This window comes from Methylocystis sp. IM3, from assembly GCF_038070105.1.
GTDB lineage: Bacteria > Pseudomonadota > Alphaproteobacteria > Rhizobiales > Beijerinckiaceae > Methylocystis.
This window is the reverse complement of the sequence record NZ_JBBPBZ010000002.1, coordinates 1592635-1611735: the sequence shown is the minus strand read 5'-3', so window position 1 is coordinate 1611735 and position 19101 is coordinate 1592635. Positions and strand designations below refer to the sequence as shown.

Annotated in this window: 21 protein-coding genes; 11 read left to right on the top strand and 10 right to left on the bottom strand. The window is 65.6% G+C overall.

Annotated features, from left to right (window positions below):
- The first annotated feature begins 24 nt into the window (after window positions 1-24).
- From WOC76_RS09730 to aat, 6 genes are all read left to right on the top strand, one after another.
- Window positions 25-816: a DsbA family protein gene (locus WOC76_RS09730; protein ID WP_341107256.1), complete on the top strand. Its 792-nt coding sequence runs from the start codon at window positions 25-27 to the stop codon at window positions 814-816.
- A gap of 140 nt (window positions 817-956) precedes the next feature.
- On the top strand, window positions 957-1388 hold the full coding sequence (gene aroQ, locus WOC76_RS09725) for a type II 3-dehydroquinate dehydratase (RefSeq protein WP_341388148.1): 432 nt from the start codon (window positions 957-959) through the stop codon (window positions 1386-1388).
- A gap of 18 nt (window positions 1389-1406) precedes the next feature.
- Window positions 1407-1997 carry an acetyl-CoA carboxylase biotin carboxyl carrier protein gene (gene accB / locus WOC76_RS09720; protein WP_341388146.1) on the top strand — a complete coding sequence of 197 codons (591 nt, stop codon included), beginning with the start codon at window positions 1407-1409 and terminating at the stop codon, window positions 1995-1997.
- A 9-nt stretch (window positions 1998-2006) separates the two neighbouring features.
- Complete coding sequence (accC, locus tag WOC76_RS09715; protein ID WP_341431394.1) at window positions 2007-3365, top strand: acetyl-CoA carboxylase biotin carboxylase subunit; 1359 nt, start codon at window positions 2007-2009, stop codon at window positions 3363-3365.
- Window positions 3366-3379: 14 nt separating this feature from the next.
- Window positions 3380-3697: an MliC family protein gene (locus WOC76_RS09710; protein WP_341431393.1), complete on the top strand. Its 318-nt coding sequence runs from the start codon at window positions 3380-3382 to the stop codon at window positions 3695-3697.
- Window positions 3698-3757: 60 nt separating this feature from the next.
- Window positions 3758-4426, top strand: a complete 669-nt coding sequence (gene aat, locus WOC76_RS09705) for a leucyl/phenylalanyl-tRNA--protein transferase (RefSeq protein WP_341431392.1) — start codon at window positions 3758-3760, stop codon at window positions 4424-4426.
- 25 nt (window positions 4427-4451) lie between these two features.
- On the opposite strand, the gene WOC76_RS09700 is transcribed toward aat, so the two are convergent.
- The 5 genes from WOC76_RS09700 to WOC76_RS09680 all read right to left on the bottom strand — a co-directional run bounded on the left by WOC76_RS09700 (window position 4452) and on the right by WOC76_RS09680 (window position 7978).
- The gene (locus tag WOC76_RS09700; RefSeq protein WP_341107264.1) at window positions 4452-5261 is read right to left on the bottom strand and encodes a DUF2155 domain-containing protein; all 810 of its coding nucleotides are present in this window, start codon (window positions 5259-5261) and stop codon (window positions 4452-4454) included.
- An 88-nt stretch (window positions 5262-5349) separates the two neighbouring features.
- Window positions 5350-5757, bottom strand: coding sequence for an NADH:ubiquinone oxidoreductase subunit NDUFA12 (locus tag WOC76_RS09695; protein ID WP_341107265.1), 408 nt, complete (start codon window positions 5755-5757; stop codon window positions 5350-5352).
- Window positions 5758-5859: 102 nt separating this feature from the next.
- Window positions 5860-6852: a YVTN family beta-propeller repeat protein gene (locus WOC76_RS09690; RefSeq protein ID WP_445730633.1), complete on the bottom strand. Its 993-nt coding sequence runs from the start codon at window positions 6850-6852 to the stop codon at window positions 5860-5862.
- Complete coding sequence (locus WOC76_RS09685) at window positions 6849-7400, bottom strand: SRPBCC family protein (RefSeq protein ID WP_341107267.1); 552 nt, start codon at window positions 7398-7400, stop codon at window positions 6849-6851. The genes WOC76_RS09690 and WOC76_RS09685 overlap by 4 nt, the downstream gene beginning before the upstream one ends.
- Window positions 7401-7426: 26 nt before the next feature.
- Window positions 7427-7978 (bottom strand): SRPBCC family protein, encoded by a 552-nt coding sequence (locus tag WOC76_RS09680; RefSeq protein WP_341107269.1) that lies wholly within the window; start codon window positions 7976-7978, stop codon window positions 7427-7429.
- Window positions 7979-8125: 147 nt separating this feature from the next.
- Between WOC76_RS09680 and WOC76_RS09675 the strand changes: the two genes are divergently transcribed.
- From WOC76_RS09675 to WOC76_RS09660, 4 genes are all read left to right on the top strand, one after another.
- Entirely contained in the window at window positions 8126-8683 is a 558-nt protein-coding gene (locus WOC76_RS09675; protein ID WP_341107271.1) for a hypothetical protein, read from the top strand.
- Between the two features lie 420 nt (window positions 8684-9103).
- The gene (locus tag WOC76_RS09670) at window positions 9104-12736 is read left to right on the top strand and encodes a vitamin B12-dependent ribonucleotide reductase (RefSeq protein WP_341107272.1); all 3633 of its coding nucleotides are present in this window, start codon (window positions 9104-9106) and stop codon (window positions 12734-12736) included.
- A 198-nt stretch (window positions 12737-12934) separates the two neighbouring features.
- A complete protein-coding gene (locus WOC76_RS09665; RefSeq protein ID WP_341107273.1) occupies window positions 12935-13519 on the top strand; it encodes a hypothetical protein in 585 nt (194 codons plus the stop codon).
- Window positions 13520-13716: 197 nt separating this feature from the next.
- A complete protein-coding gene (locus tag WOC76_RS09660) occupies window positions 13717-14058 on the top strand; it encodes a septal ring lytic transglycosylase RlpA family protein (RefSeq protein WP_341107274.1) in 342 nt (113 codons plus the stop codon).
- 3 nt (window positions 14059-14061) lie between these two features.
- On the opposite strand, the gene WOC76_RS09655 is transcribed toward WOC76_RS09660, so the two are convergent.
- Window positions 14062-14916, bottom strand: a complete 855-nt coding sequence (locus tag WOC76_RS09655; protein WP_341388137.1) for a hypothetical protein — start codon at window positions 14914-14916, stop codon at window positions 14062-14064.
- Between the two features lie 227 nt (window positions 14917-15143).
- On the opposite strand from WOC76_RS09655, the gene WOC76_RS09650 reads away from it, so the two are divergent.
- Complete coding sequence (locus tag WOC76_RS09650) at window positions 15144-15551, top strand: flagellar export protein FliJ (protein ID WP_341107277.1); 408 nt, start codon at window positions 15144-15146, stop codon at window positions 15549-15551.
- Between the two features lie 29 nt (window positions 15552-15580).
- Here the strand turns inward: WOC76_RS09650 and WOC76_RS09645 are convergent, their stop codons facing one another.
- From WOC76_RS09645 to WOC76_RS09630, 4 genes are read right to left on the bottom strand one after another with little or no spacing between them, the layout of a single operon-like run.
- Window positions 15581-16141, bottom strand: a complete 561-nt coding sequence (locus tag WOC76_RS09645) for a hypothetical protein (protein WP_341107278.1) — start codon at window positions 16139-16141, stop codon at window positions 15581-15583.
- Complete coding sequence (locus tag WOC76_RS09640) at window positions 16132-16971, bottom strand: DUF692 domain-containing protein (protein WP_341107280.1); 840 nt, start codon at window positions 16969-16971, stop codon at window positions 16132-16134. Before WOC76_RS09640 ends, WOC76_RS09645 begins: the two co-directional genes overlap by 10 nt.
- Window positions 16949-17875, bottom strand: coding sequence for a TIGR04222 domain-containing membrane protein (locus tag WOC76_RS09635; RefSeq protein WP_341107282.1), 927 nt, complete (start codon window positions 17873-17875; stop codon window positions 16949-16951). Before WOC76_RS09635 ends, WOC76_RS09640 begins: the two co-directional genes overlap by 23 nt.
- Before the next feature lie 9 nt (window positions 17876-17884).
- Window positions 17885-18997, bottom strand: coding sequence for a COX15/CtaA family protein (locus WOC76_RS09630; protein WP_341388134.1), 1113 nt, complete (start codon window positions 18995-18997; stop codon window positions 17885-17887).
- Between the last annotated feature and the right edge of the window lie 104 nt (window positions 18998-19101).

Genomic DNA, 19101 nt, shown 5'->3' with positions numbered 1-19101 from the left:
GTCTTGCGCATGAAGGAGAAAGAGATGCGCCTTCCCCTGTCCCTGGCCGCCGCCCGGCGCGCTGTCGCGCTGGCCGCCGTCGCGGGCATCACTCTGACGGGCGTTGCGGCGTCGCACGCCGCCGACGCCTTCACGGCTCCGCAAAAGGCGGGGATCGAAAAGATCGTCCACGATTATCTCGTCGCCAATCCCGAGGTCATCCGCGAGGCGATCGACGAATTGAAGAAGAAGGAAGACGCCGCAGAGCTCGCCATGCGCGAAAAGGCGGTCGGCGAGTTGGGCGAGAAGATCACCCGCTCTCAAAATCAGGCTGTCGTCGGCAATCCGGACGGCGACGTCACGCTCGTCGAGTTCTTCGATTACAACTGCGGCTACTGCAAACAGGCGCTGGCGTCGGTGGCCAAGCTGATCGAGGGCGATCCGAAGTTGCGCGTCGTTCTGAAGGACTTCGCGATCCTCGGACCCGATTCCGTCGATGCGGCGCATGTGGCGACAGCGGCCCGTATGCAGCTTCCCGCCGACAAGTTCTGGGAGTTCCACAAGAAGCTGCTCGCCACGCGCGGCCATATCGGCAAGGCGCAGGCGCTCGCGGCGGCGAAGGAAGTCGGCGCCGACATGGACCGTCTGGAGAAAGACGCCAACAGCCCCGAGGCCCAGGCGGCGCTCAAGGAAGTGGCGACGATCGCCGAGAAACTCAAATTCGACGGCACGCCCTCCTGGGTCATCGGCAACGAGGCCTTCGTCGGCGGCGCGCCCTTTGCGCAGCTCAAGGCCAGGGTCGACAATATGCGCAAGTGCGGCAAGACCGCCTGCTGAAAACGCGCGCACAAATCGCCTGATCCTCGGATCGAACCCGCCGCGCTCCCACGCGGCGGGCTTCCTTTGCGCCCACAATGAGGCTAAGAGAGACAGCGCCGCGCGCTTTCTCGGGTTTTGTAGATCGTTTCAGGAACGCAATGTCAGCCGTACACGTCCTCAACGGTCCCAATCTCAATCTTCTCGGCAAACGCGAGCCCGCCATCTACGGGGCCGCGACCCTCGACGAGATTCGTGAAGCGCTGGACGCGCGCTGCAAGGCGCGCGGCGTGACGCTCGTCTTCAAACAGTCGAACTGCGAGGGCGATCTTGTCTCCTGGATTCAGGAGGCGGGCGCCGCGGGAGCGCCGGTCATTCTCAACGCCGGAGCGCTGACCCACACTTCCATCGCGCTCTATGACGCGATCAAGGGCGCGCAGGCGTCGGTGATCGAGGTGCATCTCTCCAACGTCCACGCCCGCGAGAGCTTCCGCCACCACTCCTACATCTCCCCGGCGGCGCGGGGAGTCATCGCGGGCTTTGGCCCGCTTTCATATTATCTGGCCCTCGAGGCCATTCTCGAAAGCATCTGAGAAAGACCTGAGACCCCCATGGCGCGCAAAGCACAATCGCCCTCCAAAGCAACGCGCGGCCGCACTGCGGCCCCCCGTCCCGCCGCCGCTCCAGCCGCCGCCGCTCCGGCGCCGTTGATCGACTCGAGCCTGCTGCGCACGATCGCGGAACTGGTGGCGTCAAGCGATCTGACGGAGTTCGAGGTGGAGAAGGGCGACCTGCGCATCCGCGCGGCGCGCACGCCGGCCCCGCAGGCCATTCCGGCGACCGTCACTATCGCCGCGCCGCCCGTGGCTCAGGCCTATGCGCCGCCCGCGCCGGTTGCGCCTGCCCCTGTCCCGGCGCCGAAACCTTCCGCCCCGGCGCCGGCCCCCGAGGAGTCGCTCGCCGACCATCCGGGGGCCGTGAAGTCGCCCATGGTCGGGACCGCCTATCTGCGACCCAACCCGGACGCCAAGCCCTTCGTGGAGATCGGCGCGCGCGTCTCCGCCGGCGACAAGCTGCTGCTCATCGAGGCGATGAAGACCTTCAACGACATCGTTGCGCCGAAGTCGGGCGTCGTGACGGCCATCATGGTCGAGGACGGACAGCCGGTCGAATATGGCGAACCCCTCCTCGTGATCGAATAAGGGTCGCGAATGTTCGACAAAATCCTCATCGCAAACCGCGGCGAAATCGCGCTGCGCATCCTGCGCGCCGCGAAAGAGCTCGGCATTTCGACGGTCGCAGTTCATTCCACGGCCGACGCCGACGCCATGCATGTGAAGCTCGCCGACGAATCGGTCTGCATCGGTCCGCCGGCCGCGCGCGATTCGTATCTCAACATCCCCGCCCTGCTGTCGGCCTGCGAGATCACGGGCGCGGATGCGGTGCATCCCGGCTACGGCTTCCTCTCCGAGAATGCGCGCTTCGCCGAAATTCTCGAAGAGCACAACATCACCTTCATCGGCCCCAAGTCGGAGCATATCCGGCTGATGGGCGACAAGATCGAGGCCAAGTCGACCGCCAGGCGCCTCGGCATTCCCTGCGTGCCGGGCTCGGACGGGCCGGTGCTCGGTGAGAAGGAGGCGCTGAAGGTCGCGCAAAAGATCGGCTTTCCGGTTCTCGTGAAGGCGGCGTCAGGCGGCGGCGGCCGCGGCATGAAGGTCGCGCGCGACGCCCATGATCTCGGCGTCGCGATGGCCACGGCGCGGACCGAGGCGAAAGCCGCTTTCGGCGACGACACGGTTTACATCGAGAAATATCTCGAGAAGCCGCGCCATATCGAGATTCAGGTTTTCGGCGACGGCAAGGGCGACGCCATCCATCTCGGCGAACGCGACTGCTCCCTTCAGCGGCGCCACCAGAAGGTCTTCGAGGAAAGCCCCTCCCCCGCACTCAACGATACGCAGCGCCGCGAGATCGGCGAGGTCTGCGCGAAGGCCATGCGCGAATTGCAATACGCAGGCGCGGGCACGATCGAATTTCTTTACGAGAATGGCGAGTTCTTTTTCATCGAGATGAACACGCGCATTCAGGTCGAGCATCCGGTGACGGAGGCCATCACCGGCGTCGATCTCGTCTGCGAGCAGATCCGGGTGGCGGCTGGCTCGCCGCTTTCCATGAAGCAGGAAGACATCGTCTTCTATGGCCATGCGATCGAATGCCGGGTCAACGCCGAGCATCCCTCGACATTCCGTCCCTCGCCGGGCCGCATCGCTTACTATCATCCGCCTGGCGGCGTCGGCGTGCGCGTGGATTCGGCCGTTTATCAGGGTTATTCGATCCCGCCGAATTACGACTCGCTCATCGGCAAGCTGATCGTGCACGGCCGCAATCGCACCGAGGCGCTGATGCGTCTGCGCCGCACGCTCGACGAGTTCATCGTCGACGGCATCGACACCACGCTGCCCCTGTTCCGCACGCTGGTGCGCAACTCGGATGTGCAGAACGGCGTCTATGACATTCACTGGCTGGAGCATTTTCTCGCGACCGGCGGCATCGAGCCGGGGTTCTGACGATGGCGACGGCCATGAAAAATCGAGCAATCCTCGTCGCGCTGCTCATCGCGGCCGTCCCTTTCGGCTTCGCGGGCGCCAAGCCCGTGACCCGCGGCCCCTTCGTCTTCGCCTGCGTCTCGGGGGAGTCTGCGCCGCTGACGGTGACCTTCCTCGGGGCACAGGCGGATCGCGCGCGCCTGACCTACAAGGGGCAGACGATCGTCGCCAGACATGCGGTCTCCGCCGACGGCGCGCTCTATACGGCAAAGGGCGTCGAGTTCTGGAACAAGGGCGACGACGGCGCTCTGGAATGGCGCGGCGAAAAGGCGAAATGCGCCGTCGATAACTGAGGGGCGGCCGAGCTTTGGAAAGGGCTGGCGCCGACGGCGTTCGCCGCTACACTTGACCTTATGTCCAAACCCGGCGCCCCCTTCGCCATCACGCCGCAGCTTCTGCTGCGGGCCTATTCCATTGGCCTTTTCCCGATGGCGGAGAGCGCCGAGGACGATCAGCTGTTCTGGGTCGATCCGGAAAAACGCGCGATATTCCCGCTCGATACGTTCATCGTTTCCCGCTCTCTCGCCAAGACGGTTCGTTCGGACCGATTTGAGATCAGCGTCGATCGTGACTTCGACGCGGTGATCGAGGCCTGCGCCGCCCCGGCGCCCGACCGTGAGAAGACCTGGATCAACAGCGAGATTCGACGCCTCTATCGGGAATTGTTCGATATGGGCTTCGCACATACCGTTGAATGCAGGCTGGAGGGCAAGCTCGTCGGCGGGCTTTACGGCGTGGCGCTGCGCGGGGCCTTTTTCGGCGAGAGCATGTTCCACCGCGAGCGCGACGCGTCGAAGGTCGCGCTGACCCATCTGGTCGCCAGACTGCGGGCGGGCGGCTTCCAGTTGCTCGACACGCAGTTCATGACGAGCCATCTCGCCTCGCTCGGCGCCATCGAAATTTCGCGAGACGCTTATCACCGCGCCCTCGAGGAGGCGCTCGTCGTGAATGCGAACTATTGCGTCTGGGAGCCCGACGCCCCTGTGAGCGGGCGCCAAGCGCTCGCAGCGCTCGACGATTGAGCAGCCAAACCGCGCCAATCAGCGATCAGAAGGGGAAGAACCCACCCCCGCCCTGAGGCTCCGCCTGCCCCGGAGGGGCAGCGGCGGGCTTGCGCTTTTTCTTTCGGGTCTGAGCCGGTTGGGCGGGCGCTTCGCCCGGCGCGGCGTCAGGAGCCGGCTGCGCATCGAGCGCGGGTTGCGGCGGCGCCGAATCGGCCGGGCCGATCGGGGCGTTCTCCACCGGCGTCGGGGCTTTCGGCTCGACCTTGCGGGATTTCTTCTTCTTGCCAGCTTCAGGCGGCGGCGCGCCGGGCTCGCCCGATGCGGCGGCGGCGGCGTCGGCCGCCGGCTGAGCCGGGGTCTCGGCCCCTGCGGCGGCGGGCGGCGGGACGGCTTCCTTGCCGCCCTTGCAGTCCAGCAGCCAGACGTCATAGACGGGATGCTCGACGCCATGGAGGCCAGGGCTCGAGGCAAACATCCAGCCGGAGAAAATGCGTTTGGCTTCCTGTCGCGTCTCGGCCTTCGCTTCCGCTTTGACAGGCTCTTTCAGATCGGCCTTGGCCTGACGCTCCGGCTTCCCGATGAGTTCGTCGACTTCGACGAAGCTCGCGGTTTGCGGCGCCTCCGTTTGGGGACGCGTGTTGCAGACGCGGGGCGTCACGTTGAGCGAGCCGAATTGAACCGTCTCGTCGATCGCCACGTCGAAATTGATGATGCGGCCGGTCGTCTTGTCGAGACCAGCGAAAACCGCCGTCGGGTGGCGAATCGGCTCGGCCCGGGCGGCGCCTGTAAGCGCGACCGCAACGGCGGCGAGCGCCACGCCGAAACGCAAGCCATAACGGAAGGATAAGACCATCAGATCACCGCGCCGCGCTTGCGGCCAAAGGAAAAGGCTGGGGCCTGTAAATCAGGGAAGAAAGGCCTTTCCAAGGAGCCGGGCGCTCTTAGCCCTCCGGCTTCCAGGCCACGTAATCGCCGCCCGACGGCGTACGCTCGCCGGTCGACAGCTGCGATCCCGGCGGCCGATAGGCCAAGGGCGTGCCGGTCATGTTGGGTTGATGCGGCAGCTCCCATTCCTTGCGAGCGTAATTCTCCTGGGTGGGCGGCGTGTCGACCGTATGATGCAGCCAGCCATACCAGCCCTGCGGAATGGCCGAGCCTTCGCAATAGCCGTTGAAGATCACCCAGCGGCGCTCGATTCCCAGCGCCTTGTCTTTCCTGCCGCCCCGGCGGCGATAATAGACGTTGCCGAATTCATCCGTCCCCACGCGCTCGCCATAGAGCAGCGTCCACAGGCCCGTGGAGAGGGTCGCTTTGTTCCACCAGGTGAAGAAACGGACGATGTAGGACATGCGTAGTTCGGCCTCTTGCTTGCGGCGCTCCCGGCGCGCCGGCCCGTCGGCGACTTTGCGCCCCTTATGGCGTCGCTGCGCCGCGAAGTCCAGTCTCGAGCGTCATCTGGTCGGCGCGACGAAAGCGCCGAAGGCGCGCGGGCCGTCGCCCGTCTCGGCCTTGCCTGCGACCTTCAGGGTTTTCGCGTCGATCGCCCAAAGCTCGTTGGAGAACCAGTTCGCGACATAGACCTGGTTTCCGTCCGCGCTCGCTGCGATTCCTTCCGGATATTCGCCCACCTTCACGACGCCGGCCGGCGCGAGGCTCGCCGCCTCGAAGACGCTGACCTCGTCGGCGTGCTGGTCCGCGACGAAAATACGGCCCGCCGCCAGCGCCACCGTATAGGGCCGGCTGCCGGTCTTCAAAGTCCCGACGACCTTGCGAGCGGCGATGTCGATCACGCTCACATCGTCCGATTCGACATTGGCGGCGTACGCGCGCGCGCCAGCGGCGTCGATCGTCACGCCGAAAGGATGCTTGCCCACCGGAACGACCGCGAGCCGCGTCAGCGTCATGGCGTCGACGATGGAGAGAGCATTGTCGTCGCGATCCGCGACCAGAAGGGTCTTGCCGTCCGGCGTCACGGCGACGCCCGACGCCATGGCGCCGACGCCCAGCTCACGCGTGGCGCCCGCCTCGGGGTCGATCTCGACGAGCAGCCGGTCGTAGGCGAGCGTCGCATAGACGCGCTTGCCGTCTGGCGAAACGGCGATCCCCAGCGGCGCGCCTTTCAAGGGGATTTTCTTGACGGCCACACGCGCGCGGGCGTCGATCACAGTGATGAATTGACCGTCCGGGCTCGTCACATAGACGCGCGCGCCGTCTCGGCTCACGGCGACGCCCGCCGGCTTGCCGCCGATGGGGAGCGTCGCCACCGTCTTCATCGAGGCGAGATCCACCACACTGACGGCGTCGGCGCTCTGCGCGGTGACGAAGGCTTCGTCGGCAGGGGCCGGGGCGCAAGCGAGGAAGAGGAACAGGGTCGAGAAGGCTGCAAGGGGGATGCTCGGATGCGCGCGCGCCCGGCTTAACCAGCAACGGGGAAAGCCGCTCACTTCCCCTCGACCCTTTTCTTCAACGCCGCAATATCGGCGCGCAACAGCGCCGTGACGGCGGCGATGGCGACGTCGTCATTGAGTTCCGGCGGCGGGTTCGGATTGGGAAAACCGCGATAGAAGCGCGCCTTCCACTCCACAATGGTCTTGCCGCCCTCCACGGGGCGCGCAGTGGCGATATTGGTGAAATTCACGACCGGCAGCCGCTTCACGTCGTCGCCCTCGCGATGGACGCCGATCATCATCTTCTCGCCGTCCCAGCGGGTGAGCATTTCGACGACGACGCCCCCATCGGCCAGGGTGAGGCGGCGCTTGGCCTTGTCGGGCGTATTGTCGCCTTCAGCGTCGACGCGCGCAACGCCGGGAAGCCAGTCGGCATGGGCGAAGTCACTGAGAATCGCCCACACCTTTTGGGGCGGCGCGTCGATCTCGCCGTCTTCGACCACCTTCAACACAGAGGCCGCATGCGCGGCCAGCGCGGCGCCCGGCGCACCCGCGAGGGCGCCGACCGCCGCGAGGAGAAAGGCGCGGCGCGCCAGAACGGCCATGACCCCTCTCCCCGCTGCTGATGCCTTTACTTGCCCTCGGCCTTGGCCTTGAGCGCCTGAAGTCCGCTGGTGTAGATGGCGGTGACAGACTTGACGGCGGCCTCGTCGGTGAGTTCCGGCGGCGGGTCGTTGTTCATGAAGCCGCGATAGAAGGCGCCCTTCCACTCGACTTCGCTCTTGCCGCCCGCGTCCTTGACGGTGATCGTCGAGGAATAATTGTTCACAGGAAGAACCTTCAAGTCCACATTGTCGATCTTGTAGCTGATCGACTTTCCGGCCGCGTCATATTTCGTGACCGATTCCTCGATCTTGCCGCCGTCCTTGAGCGTCAGCGTGCGCTTGGCGCCCGTGTCGTTGCCGCCCGTCCCCTCGGTCTTGACGACGCCCGGATGCCAGCTCATGTCCTGAAAATTGCCCACGATGGCCCAGACCTTGTCGGCCGGCGCGTCGATCTCGATCTTTTCGACGACCTTCTGGCGCGACGGGCCATGCGCGAAGGCCGGCGCCGACGCGAGCCCGGCGGAAACAAGCGACAGGGCCGCTACGACGACAGCGCGGCGCGCAATCACAAAGGACATGGGAAAATCTCCTGAACCTCTCTCAGACCGCCAGCGCGGCGGCCCCGCACATAAGGGCGCCCAAGATGGCGGCGTCAAGGGATTGTGATGACAGCCCCCGCCCGCCTCTCTAGTTTCGCCGTCGATTCTGACGATTGGAGGCGATGGATGGCGCCCTGCCCGCGCCGCCTGCTGGCGGCTGTGTTTCTTGTTGTTTCGGGCCCCGCTGGCGCAGAGGAAATCATCCCGCTTTCCGGCTGCTACGAGCACGTCTATGACGCCGCCTGGCTCGCGGCGCATCCGGCCCAGATCGTGCGCCGGGCGACACTCTCCGTGACCAAGACCTCCGTCCCCGAGACTCCAGGCGAGACCCAAAAGATTCTGGCCGACGCGGAGCTCGTCCTGCGCACGGCGGACATGGCCTTCAGCACCATCGGCGCCTGCTACTGGGACAAGCTCGGGTTGGCCTGCAACGCCTCGCTCTCGGCGGCCGAGTCGCCTCTGTGCAAAACGAAAGAGGACGGCGTGCGCAACTGCCGGTTGTCCACAGACGATCCCGGCGCTTTCGACCTCACCCAGAAAGGCCCCGGCCTGCTGCTGACGATCCGCGAGCGGCTCGAATTGACGAGCCCCCTGGAGACGCGCGCCTTTCTCTATCTTAGCCCGCAAAATACGGAAAACCGGGCCTTTCTGCTCAAGCCCGCGCCTCCGGCCGTCTGCCGCTAGCCTCTCGGAGAGGCGCCCCGCGCCACAAAAACCGGCTTGCAGAATCTTGGCCTTTAGCCGAGCCTCCCTGAACCGCGTCCCTGGATTTGTCCCCAATATCCACCATCTTCTCCACATATTGTCTCCCTGTTGATAAGCGACACAATATCTTGACGGCTGCGTGAGACTCGCGCAGTTTGGGGGCACAGGAGATGGCGCGAACGGCGTTTGACGCGACCTATGGCCATGCCCGGCGTGAGCCGGGGCACGGCGGCTTTGCTCTTGTGCGTATTCCGCTGTTTTGGCGTTCCACCCGCGCGGCCTCTTGGGCTCGCGCCAAAGGCGCGCCTCCTTCGGGTTTCGAGTGGCGAATATCGACGTCGCTTAGCTGACGGATGGCTGCGCGCGGGCTTTGACCGCGCTTTGAGGAGATTGAAGGCAATGAAGATCGAGCGGCGCTACACCAAGTCGGGCGAGTCTCCTTACGCGTCCATCGAGTTCAAGACGACGAAGAGCGAGATCCGCAATCCCGACGGGTCGGTAGTGTTTTCGCTCGACAATATCGAGGTCCCCGCGCAGTGGAGCCAGGTCGCGGCCGACGTGCTGGCGCAGAAATATTTCCGCAAGGCCGGCGTGCCCGCGCGCCTCAAGCGCGTCGAGGAAAACGCCCTGCCCTCCTTCCTGTGGCGCTCGGTCCCCGATACGGACGCGCTCGCGCAACTGCCGAAGGGCGAGAGATACACGTCCGAGATTTCCGCCAAACAGGTCTTCGACCGTCTCGCCGGCGCCTGGACCTATTGGGGCTGGAAGGGCGGCTATTTCGATACGGAAGAGGACGCCCAGGCGTTCAGCGACGAATTGCGCTACATGCTCGCCATGCAGATGGCGGCGCCCAATTCGCCGCAATGGTTCAACACCGGCCTGCATTGGGCCTATGGCATCGACGGCCCGAGCCAGGGGCATTTCTACGTCGACTTCACCAATGGCAAGATGGTGAAGTCGAAGTCGGCCTATGAGCATCCGCAGCCGCACGCCTGTTTCATCCAGTCGATCGAGGACGATCTCGTCAACGACGGCGGCATCATGGATCTCTGGGTGCGCGAGGCGCGCCTGTTCAAATACGGCTCCGGCACCGGCACCAATTTCTCGAAACTGCGCGGCGAGAAGGAGAAGCTCTCGGGCGGCGGCTCCTCCTCGGGCCTCATGTCCTTCCTCAAGATCGGCGACCGCGCCGCGGGCGCGATCAAGTCGGGCGGCACCACGCGCCGCGCGGCGAAGATGGTCGTCGTCGACATCGACCATCCCGACATCGAGCAGTTCATCGACTGGAAGGTGAAGGAAGAAGAGAAGGTCGCGTCGCTCGTCACGGGCTCCAAGATCGTCAAGAAGCATTTGAAGGCGATCCTGCGCGCCTGCGTGAATTGCGAGGGGCCGGGCGACGACTGCTTCAATCCGGAGAAGAACCCGGCGCTCAAGCGCGAGATCAAGCTCGCGCGCCGAAGCGAGGTGCCGGACAATTACATCAAGCGCGTCATCCAGTTCGCCAAGCAGGGCTACAAGGACATCCAGTTCGACACCTATGATACGGACTGGGACAGCGAGGCCTATCTCACCGTCTCGGGGCAGAATTCGAACAACTCCGTGCGGGTGACGGACGACTTCCTGCGCGCTGTGGAGAACGACGGCGAGTGGTCTCTCATCAAGCGTCTCGACGGCAAGGTCTCGAAGGCCTTGAGGGCGCGCGACCTGTGGGAAAAGGTCGGTTATGCGGCCTGGGCCTCGGCCGATCCGGGCATTCAGTTCCACACCACGATCAACGACTGGCACACATGCCCGGCGGGCGGTGAGATTCGCGCCTCCAATCCGTGCTCGGAATATATGTTCCTCGACGACACGGCCTGTAATCTCGCGTCGCTGAACCTGTTGCAGTTCCGCGATCCGGCGACGAAGCGCATCGACGTCACGTCCTATGAGCACGCCGTGCGGCTCTGGACCATCGTGCTGGAAATCTCCGTACTGATGGCGCAGTTTCCGTCCAAGGAGATTGCGCAACTGTCCTACGATTACCGCACGCTCGGCCTCGGCTTCGCCAATGTCGGCGGCCTGTTGATGTCGTCCGGCGTCGCCTATGACAGCGAGGCGGGCCGCGCCATCGCGGGCGCGCTGTCGGCGATCATGACCGGCGTTTGTTACGCAACCTCCGCCGAGATGGCGAAGGAGCGCGGCCCGTTCGCGCGCTTCATGGAGAACCGCGAGGCGATGCTGCGCGTCATCCGCAACCATCGCCTCGCCGCCCATGGCGAGCGCGCGGGCTATGAGGGCCTACACACCCTGCCCGTGCCGCTCGATTACGCGGCCTGCCCCGATCCCGTGCTGATGGCGCATGCCGCGGCCGCCTGGGACAAGGCGCTCGCGCAGGGCGAGCTCTACGGCTATCGCAATGCGCAGGTCACGGTCGTCGCGCCCACGGGCACGATTGGCCTCGTCATGGATTGCGACACGACCGGCATCGAGCCCGATTTCGCGCTCGTCAAGTTCAAGAAGCTCGCCGGCGGCGGCTATCTCAAGATCGTCAATCGCGCCGTGCCGGAGGGCCTGCGCGCGCTCGGCTATCGTGAAAGCGAGATCGCGGAGATCGAGGCTTACGCCGTCGGCCACGCCTCGCTCGCCAATGCGCCGGCGATCAACACGGCCTCGCTGCGCGCCAGGGGCTTCACCGACGAGAAGCTCGCGGCGATCGAGGCGGCGCTGCCCTCCGCCTTCGACATCAAATTCGTCTTCAACAAATGGACGCTCGGGGCGGATTTCCTCACCGGCGCGCTGAAGGTGACGCCCGAGCAGCTCGAAGACAGGAATTTCGAACTCCTCTCGCATCTGGGCTTCTCGAAGCAGGACATCGAAGCAGCCAATGTGCATGTCTGCGGCGCGATGACGCTCGAGGGCGCGCCTTTCCTCAAGCGCGAACATTACGCCGTCTTCGACTGCGCCAATCCCTGCGGCCGCACCGGCAAGCGTTATCTCTCGGTCGACTCGCATATTCGCATGATGGCGGCGGCGCAGCCCTTCATCTCGGGCGCGATCTCCAAGACGATCAACATGCCGAATGAGGCGAGCGTCGAGGATTGCGAACAGGCCTATCTCCTGTCCTGGCGCCTCGGCCTCAAGGCCAATGCGCTCTATCGCGACGGCTCCAAGCTTTCGCAGCCGCTGTCGGCCCAGCTCATTCAGGGCGACGACGACATCGACGCCGTGGACGCGGTGGAGGAAGTCGTCGCCGCCAACATGCCGGCGCGCGCCGCGCATGTCGCGGAGCGCATCGTCGAGCGCGTCGTGCATCAGCTGGTGCGCGAGCGCGAGAAGCTGCCCGATCGCCGCAAGGGCTACACGCAGAAGGCGGCCGTCGGCGGCCATAAGGTCTATCTGCGCACGGGCGAATACGCCGACGGGCGCCTCGGCGAAATCTTCATCGACATGCACAAGGAAGGCGCCGCCTTCCGCAGCCTGATGAACAATTTCGCCATCGCGATCTCGCTCGGCCTGCAATATGGCGTGCCGCTCGAAGAATATGTCGACGCCTTCACCTTCACCCGCTTCGAGCCGGCGGGTCCGGTGCAGGGCAATGACGCGATCAAGAACGCGACGTCGATCCTCGACTATGTGTTCCGCGAGCTCGCCGTCTCCTATCTCGGCCGCAACGATCTCGCCCATGTCTCGCCCGACGACATCGGCCATGACGTGCTCGGCAAGGGCGAGCATGAAGGGAAGGCGCCGGAGGCGAATTCGATCGTCTCGCGGGGTCTGCTGCGCTCCAAGACGGACCGGCTGATGGTCGTGCAGGGCGGCGCCGTCGCGCTGCGCGAGACGCCGGACATCGAGCACGAAGATTCCGATCTTTCCACGCTCGGCTGGACCGAGCCGACCAAGACCGTCCAGGGCGTCGCGGAGAAGCGCGCCGAGGCGCGGATGAAGGGATATGTCGGCGAGGCCTGCCCGGAGTGCGCCAATTTCACACTGGTGCGGAACGGGACGTGTCTAAAATGCGAGACGTGCGGAAGCACGACGGGATGTTCGTGAGATCACCGGTTGGCGCTGCAGTCCTCGTCCTTCGAGACCGCCGCCTGCGGCGGCTCTTCAGGATGATGGTTGTCGCGTTACAGCAAGAGCGTCGCAACGTTCCCTCTTGAAACCCCGCCGCCTCCGCTCCCTTTAAGGAAGCGGGAGCGCGGTTGGCCGGGAGCGTTGCGCTCGCGCCGTGCTCGCGGAGCACCGGACATGGAAACGCAAAAACCCCTCACCTCCGAACAGCGCGGCGAGGTGCGCGAGGTCGTCGGCGTGTTCGACAATCTCGACAAGCTGCAATCCGCGATCGACGATCTTCTCACCGACGGCTTCGACCAGACGACGATCAGCGTTCTCGCGCCGCAGACGGTCGTGCGCGAGGCCGTCGGCGACAAAAGCCTCTCGACGGAGCAGCTACGCGGCGATCTCAAGGCTCCCCATGGCGCCTATATCGACCCGGAAGCACGCAACGAGGCCAAGGCCGGGATCATCGGCGCGCTGTTCTACATCGGGGCAATCAGCGGCGCGGGCATGGCGCTGGCGGCGGGCGGCACGCTCGGCGCGGCCGTCGCGGCGGCGCTGGCGCTCGGCGGCGGCGGCGGGCTCATCGGCGCGACTCTCGCCCAGCTCATCGGCTCGGCAGAAGCCACATGGGTCAAGGCGCAGATGTCCCACGGCGGTCTCCTGCTGTGGGCCCGCGTCTGGGACGAGGCCAAGGAGAGAACAGCCGTCGGCATCATGGAGAAAAACGGCGGCCGCGACGTCCACGCCCAGACGGCCAGAGCCGCCGCCGCGTGATCCGTCCGCGAACCTGAGCATGATCGGCCGGGACAACCCCGGCCCCGACCCCGGCCGCGACGTCCGATCCCCGCTCAGGGCGGGCCGGGCGGGATGCGCCTCCATTTCGCCGCACCCCTCCCTTACCGCTCCGTCCGCGCTGGCCGACGCCGGCGCTGGAGGCGCGCAGCCTGCGCGCGCAGTAAAGGAGCGTTCTGTTGAAGCGTTTTGTGTTTGGAGTCGCCGCATTCGCCGCGCTGACATGCGGCGCGGAGGCGGCCTGGGTCGGCAAGGCTTCCTATTATTCGGGCCGGCGCACCTCGAGCGGCGCCCACGTCGGCGCCTTTACCGCCGCCCATCGCACCCTGCCCTTTGGCTCCCAGGTGCGCGTCACCAACCTGAAGAACAACCGCTCGGTCGTAGTCGTCATCAATGATCGCGGCCCCTTCAGGGGCGGAAGGGTAATCGACGTCTCCACTGGCGCGGCGGACGCCCTCGGCTTCCGCTCGGCCGGCATAGCCGCGGTCAGGATCGAGCCGCTTGCGCTCGCCGAGCGGTAAAGCTCAGTAGCGCCACCAGAGGGCGGTGATCAGGCCGCGCTCGGCCGGGGCGTTGGCGCCGGCGGGCGCGGCCACGCCGCCGAGTTGCACGGACAGCGACGGTGTAGCGTCATAGACGGCGCTCAACTGGAACTTCTGCTGCGCGAGCGCCGTCACGCCGCCACCGCGCGGGGCCATGGCCGAAAAGCTTTGCGCCATCAACGACAGCTTGTCGAAGGGACGGAGCCCCGCGGTCAGATCGAGGCGAATTTCGTCCCCATTCTGCCCCCCGCTCCGAAATCCGAGTTGCCCATCGAGGAAGCCCGATACGCCGAAGAAGTTGTACGAGCGGCCGATCAGCAGACGCGCATCGACCTGTACGGGATCGCGCATGTCGAGAAAGCGGCGCGCTTGCGGCGAGGCGGCGCGCAGCCGCCCCTCGACCGAAACGACGTAATCGCCGGACTCGAGCACCCGCAGCCGGGCGCCCACGGCGCCGAGCCCTAGCCCCTCATAATTCACGCCCCGGGGCGTCGGCGCATACAAGGGCATGCCGGCTTTGGCCTCTGATATGAGAAGTTCGAGCACGTCATAAGGCGCGGGCGCGCCGCGAAATTTCATGGCGTCCCCTTCGCCGACGAAGGTGAGCCAATCCGTCAACCCATGTTCGAGAGAGACGCGCGCCTCGAATTTCCGGTAGGGCGGCGTGGCGACGAGCCGGCCCGACGCGTCATAGGCGTTTCGGGCGCTGGCGAAGCCCGTCGCGATGATGAGCTGGCCTTTGCCTTCGGGATAAAGCCAGGCGCCGGCCTGCGCCGCCCGCGCGCAAGGGATCAGGGCGCTGAAGCAAATGAGCAGGCGCGTGAGCGCAGGACGCATGACGCTAAGCCAATGGGCCGCGCAATATCGCGCAGCCGAAGGTTAACGGCCATGCTCTAGCCTCACAAATCTTTTTTTCGTCTTATTCACGCCCTTTTGCATCGGCGCCACAGCATCCGCAATTTTTTCGGCCGGTAACCAAAGAGCAACCTGCGGCAGGCATAGTGAAGCGGTCTCGCGAATTAACGGTTTGTTTTTCATGAGTGTGGCGTAACGGAGTCGAAAACATGAAATCGCGGGATACGTTGGTCCGCCTGAAGCGTTTTCAGGCAGAGGAAAAGCGGCGGCGCATTGTTCAGCTCAATGCCATCATCGCCGAATTCACCCGCATGTCGAACGAGCTGGAACGCGAGATCGCAACCGAAGAACAGCGGGCCAATATCTCCGACCCCAATCATTTCGCCTATCCCACCTATGCCCGCGCGGCCCGCACGCGCCGGGAAAACATCATTGCCTCTCTCAACGATCTGCGCGGACAGCTCGCAGACGCCGAGGCGCAATTCAAGGAAGCGAGCGATGATCTCGCCAAGGCGCAAAGCCAGGAAGCGCGCGACCGTGGCGCCGAGCGCCTGATCGACGTCGTCGCCGAGCGCCGCCAGGTCGAGATGCCGCTTGCCTATCGGCGGGGCGCATAAAGGGCCTCGCCTCATCACCACCGGTGGCGCTACAGCAGCCGCCAATGCAATCGTCCCCACGGCGCGCGCAACCAAAGGCCAGTGCGCGCGCGGGGCCTTGCCTCGACGGGCGTCCCGGCAAGGAGCGCGCCGGCGATTTCGTCCACCGGAAAGGAAAATCGGCGCAACAGAAGCAAAGCGCCCGGCCGCGCGGCGGCGACGAACGCCATTTCGTAGCGCGCGAGATCAACAATCCAGGCTGGCGAGGCCCCACGCTCGGCCAGGAGCGTCGCCAGGGCCGCGGCGTCGGCGCGATGACGCTCAGGGGCGGGCGGACCTTCGATCGCCTCGAAGAGAAGTGCGTCGAACGCCGGACCCAACGCCTTCGCCGTCAGCGGCAGCGCCTTGCGGGCGTCGAGGGCGCGCTTGCCGAGGAGGCTGCGGGCGAAATCCTCGACCTCGCGCCTGTCCAGCGCCGCCAGCGCCGCGGCCTCCGAATCGCTCAGACCGAAGCCTCGCGCAGTCTCCTGCGGGGCCTGAAAGAATGCGCGCCGCAGCCTGGCGTCGGTGAAGAGACGCGCCAGCAGCGCTTGCGTCTGGCTCAGCGCCATCGGCCATGCGCCTCGAGCGTTCTGCGAGCGCGCGACACTTCTCCGAGCAACTCGCAGAATTCAGGCAGGCGTTCGTCGCGTTCGAGAATGGCGCCCTTGACCGGCGCGCGCGCGACGATGCGATCATAGAGCGACCAGACGTCCTCGCTCGTCGCCGCGTCATGGCTGTCGATCAGCACGCCCTGCCGCCAGCGCCCGCCCGCGTAATGAATTTGCACGAGCCGGTCCCATGGCCACCGTTCGAAGGCGGCGTTCAGATCGACGCCGAAATTTACGCTGTTGGCGTAGAGATTGGCCACGTCGCAGAGCCAGCCGCAGCCCGTGCGCTCGAGGACGCGCGTGAGAAACTCCGGCTCATCCATCTCGGCCCCCGGCACGCGCACGACGGTCGTGATGTTTTCCAGAAGCAGCGGCGCCTTTATGCGTTTTCGCACCGTCTCGACATTGCGCGCCACGGCGTCGATCGCCTCCTGCGTATAGGGCAAGGCGGCGAGATGGCCGATATCGACGCCGCCCGCGCGGGTGAAGCAGAGATGTTCGCTCCACCAGGGCGGATCAATGCGCGCGATCAGCCCCGCGATTTTGTCGAGATAGACAGGATCGACGCCGTCCGCGCCGCCGATCGAAAGATCGAGCCCATGCGCAACGATCGGAAAATGCGCGCCGAGAAGCTCGAGCTCGGCGAGCTTCTCGGGCGAAGCGTCGAGATAATGGTCGGCGATGACCTCGAGAAAATCGACGTGCGAGCGGCTGGCGAAGAGGTCGGCGCGGAACTGCGGCCGATAGCCGAGGCCCGAGCCGAGCGCGTCAATTGCCGGCGTATCCGCCAAAATCGCCTCCGCCGCCGTCGCCGCATGAGCCGCCGCAGCTCGATCCGCAACTTCCGCCGCCGTCGCCCGAGGCCCGCTTGAAATGCTCGGCGAAGGCCGCATCCGGCGTGCCCTTGAGCACCGAGAAGCCGTAAAGGCCGATCAGAAAGAGCGACGCCCCCTCGAAGCCTCTCATGCCGTGCGACGACCCGAGCCGGACAAGCGCCGTGTCGAGGCGCGGCCGATAGGCGAGCTCCATCGCCTGCAGCCATGCGCGGCCCCGGCGGCTGGCGTGGCTACGCGTCAGCACATAGGCGAGCGCGAAAAGCGCCAGGATCGAGGCGAGGCACAGAAAGACGAGATAGGACACATTCGCGGGCCCCACCGTCAGGGCGACATAGATCTTCGCGCCAGCGAAGCCGACAAGCAGAAGCGCGCCAATGAGCTGCGCGCGGCGGCGCCAGATCTTCACCGATTCCGGTTTGATGAGGTCCTGCGCCGCGAGCCGCGCCCGCACGGGCTGGAGAAGCTTCAGCAGTTCGGCGCGCTTGGCGCGGTTGTCGAAGAGCTCATGCGCCTTCGGCTTCGACTGAATGGCGTCGAGCACCAAGGCCTCGATTGCGTCGAGTTCGCCCGGCTGTGGCTCCTTCGCCGTCGGGATGACGCGATCCTCCTTGGCGAGTGCGGCATAGCCGCGCTGCACGAGGTCATAGACCACGGTGCGGACGACCTGATTGGCGCCGCCCTGCAGGAAAGCGATCTCGATGGCGTCCGGCTTCTCGGGAACAGGCGGCGGCGGACGGCTCCCGGTGTGATCGGCGAAATGGATCGCGAGCCAGGTCGCCGCGAGGACGATGATGGCCAGCGCCCCGAAGACGTTGAGAAACTCGGGACCGGGAAGATCGAGGAACGGGATGTTTTGCAAAGCTTCGCCTCAAATGGTTTCGAGATCGCCCACCAGCCGCCGCGCCTGAAGCGTCGCCACGGCCAGAACCCCCATTCCGAGGGCCTGATGCGCGAGCGCCAGCAGGAGATGCGGCGTCCCCGCGAAGGGCGGCTCGATGAGCAGCAGCGTCGCGACGCCGAGCGCGATCTGTCCGACGACATGGCCGAACAGGAGCACGGCGCCCTTGCGCGCGGCGCCGCCCGCATTCATCGCCGCATCGACGAGATGGATGGCCGCGACGATGAAAATCACATAGGCGATCATCCGGTGGAAGAACTGCGCCGTCAGCGGCGTGTCGACGATGTTCGACCACCAGGGTTCGTTCGGCCACAAAACGTCGGCCGGCGGGATGAACGCCCCCGCGATCAGCGGCCAGGTGTTTTCGACAAGTCCCGCGCGCAACCCGGCGACGATGCCGCCCATGAAAAGCTGAAGGAAGACGAGCGCGAGGATCGCAAGGGCCGTCGCCCGCAGCCGCCCTGCCCCGTCGTGCACGCTCGACGCCTTGCGCGGCCCGAGGCCGCCCGCGACCCAGAGACAGGCGGCGAAGATGAGCGCCGCAATGACCAGATGGATGGCCAGCCGCTCCTGCGCGACCTCTGTTCGATGGATGAGGCCGGACGACACCATCCACCAGCCGACGCCGCCCTGCAGCGCGCCGAGCGCCAGAATGCCGATGAGCTTGGGCTTGACAGAAGCTGGGAGCTGTTTGGTGACCCAGAACCAGATGAGGGGAAAAGCGAAGACGACGCCGATCAGCCGGCCCAGCAGCCTGTGCGCCCATTCCCAGGCGTAGATATATTTGAACCCGGCCAGGTCCATGTCCGGGAACAGCTCCTTGTACTGCGGGATTTTCTTGTAATCTTCGAAGGCCTGAAGCCATTCCTTTTGCGACAAGGGCGGAATGACGCCCGTGACGGGCTTCCATTCGACAATCGAGAGGCCCGATTCCGTCAGGCGCGTCGCGCCGCCGACCAGCACCATGAGCAAAACCAGCGCGGCCACGAGCCACAGCCAATTCCGCACCGCGACGGCGTTTTCTTCCGTCGCATGACGCCGCACCTCCGCCACGGGATGAGGAAAGAGAAGCCAGTCTTCCATTGCGCGCCGCCCTGTGTTTCCTGACCCCGGCACTTAAGGGAAGCGGGCGAGTCTTGTCCACACCTCGCGGCGAAGCATGGGGGGCCGTTGGCTTTTTTGGCTGA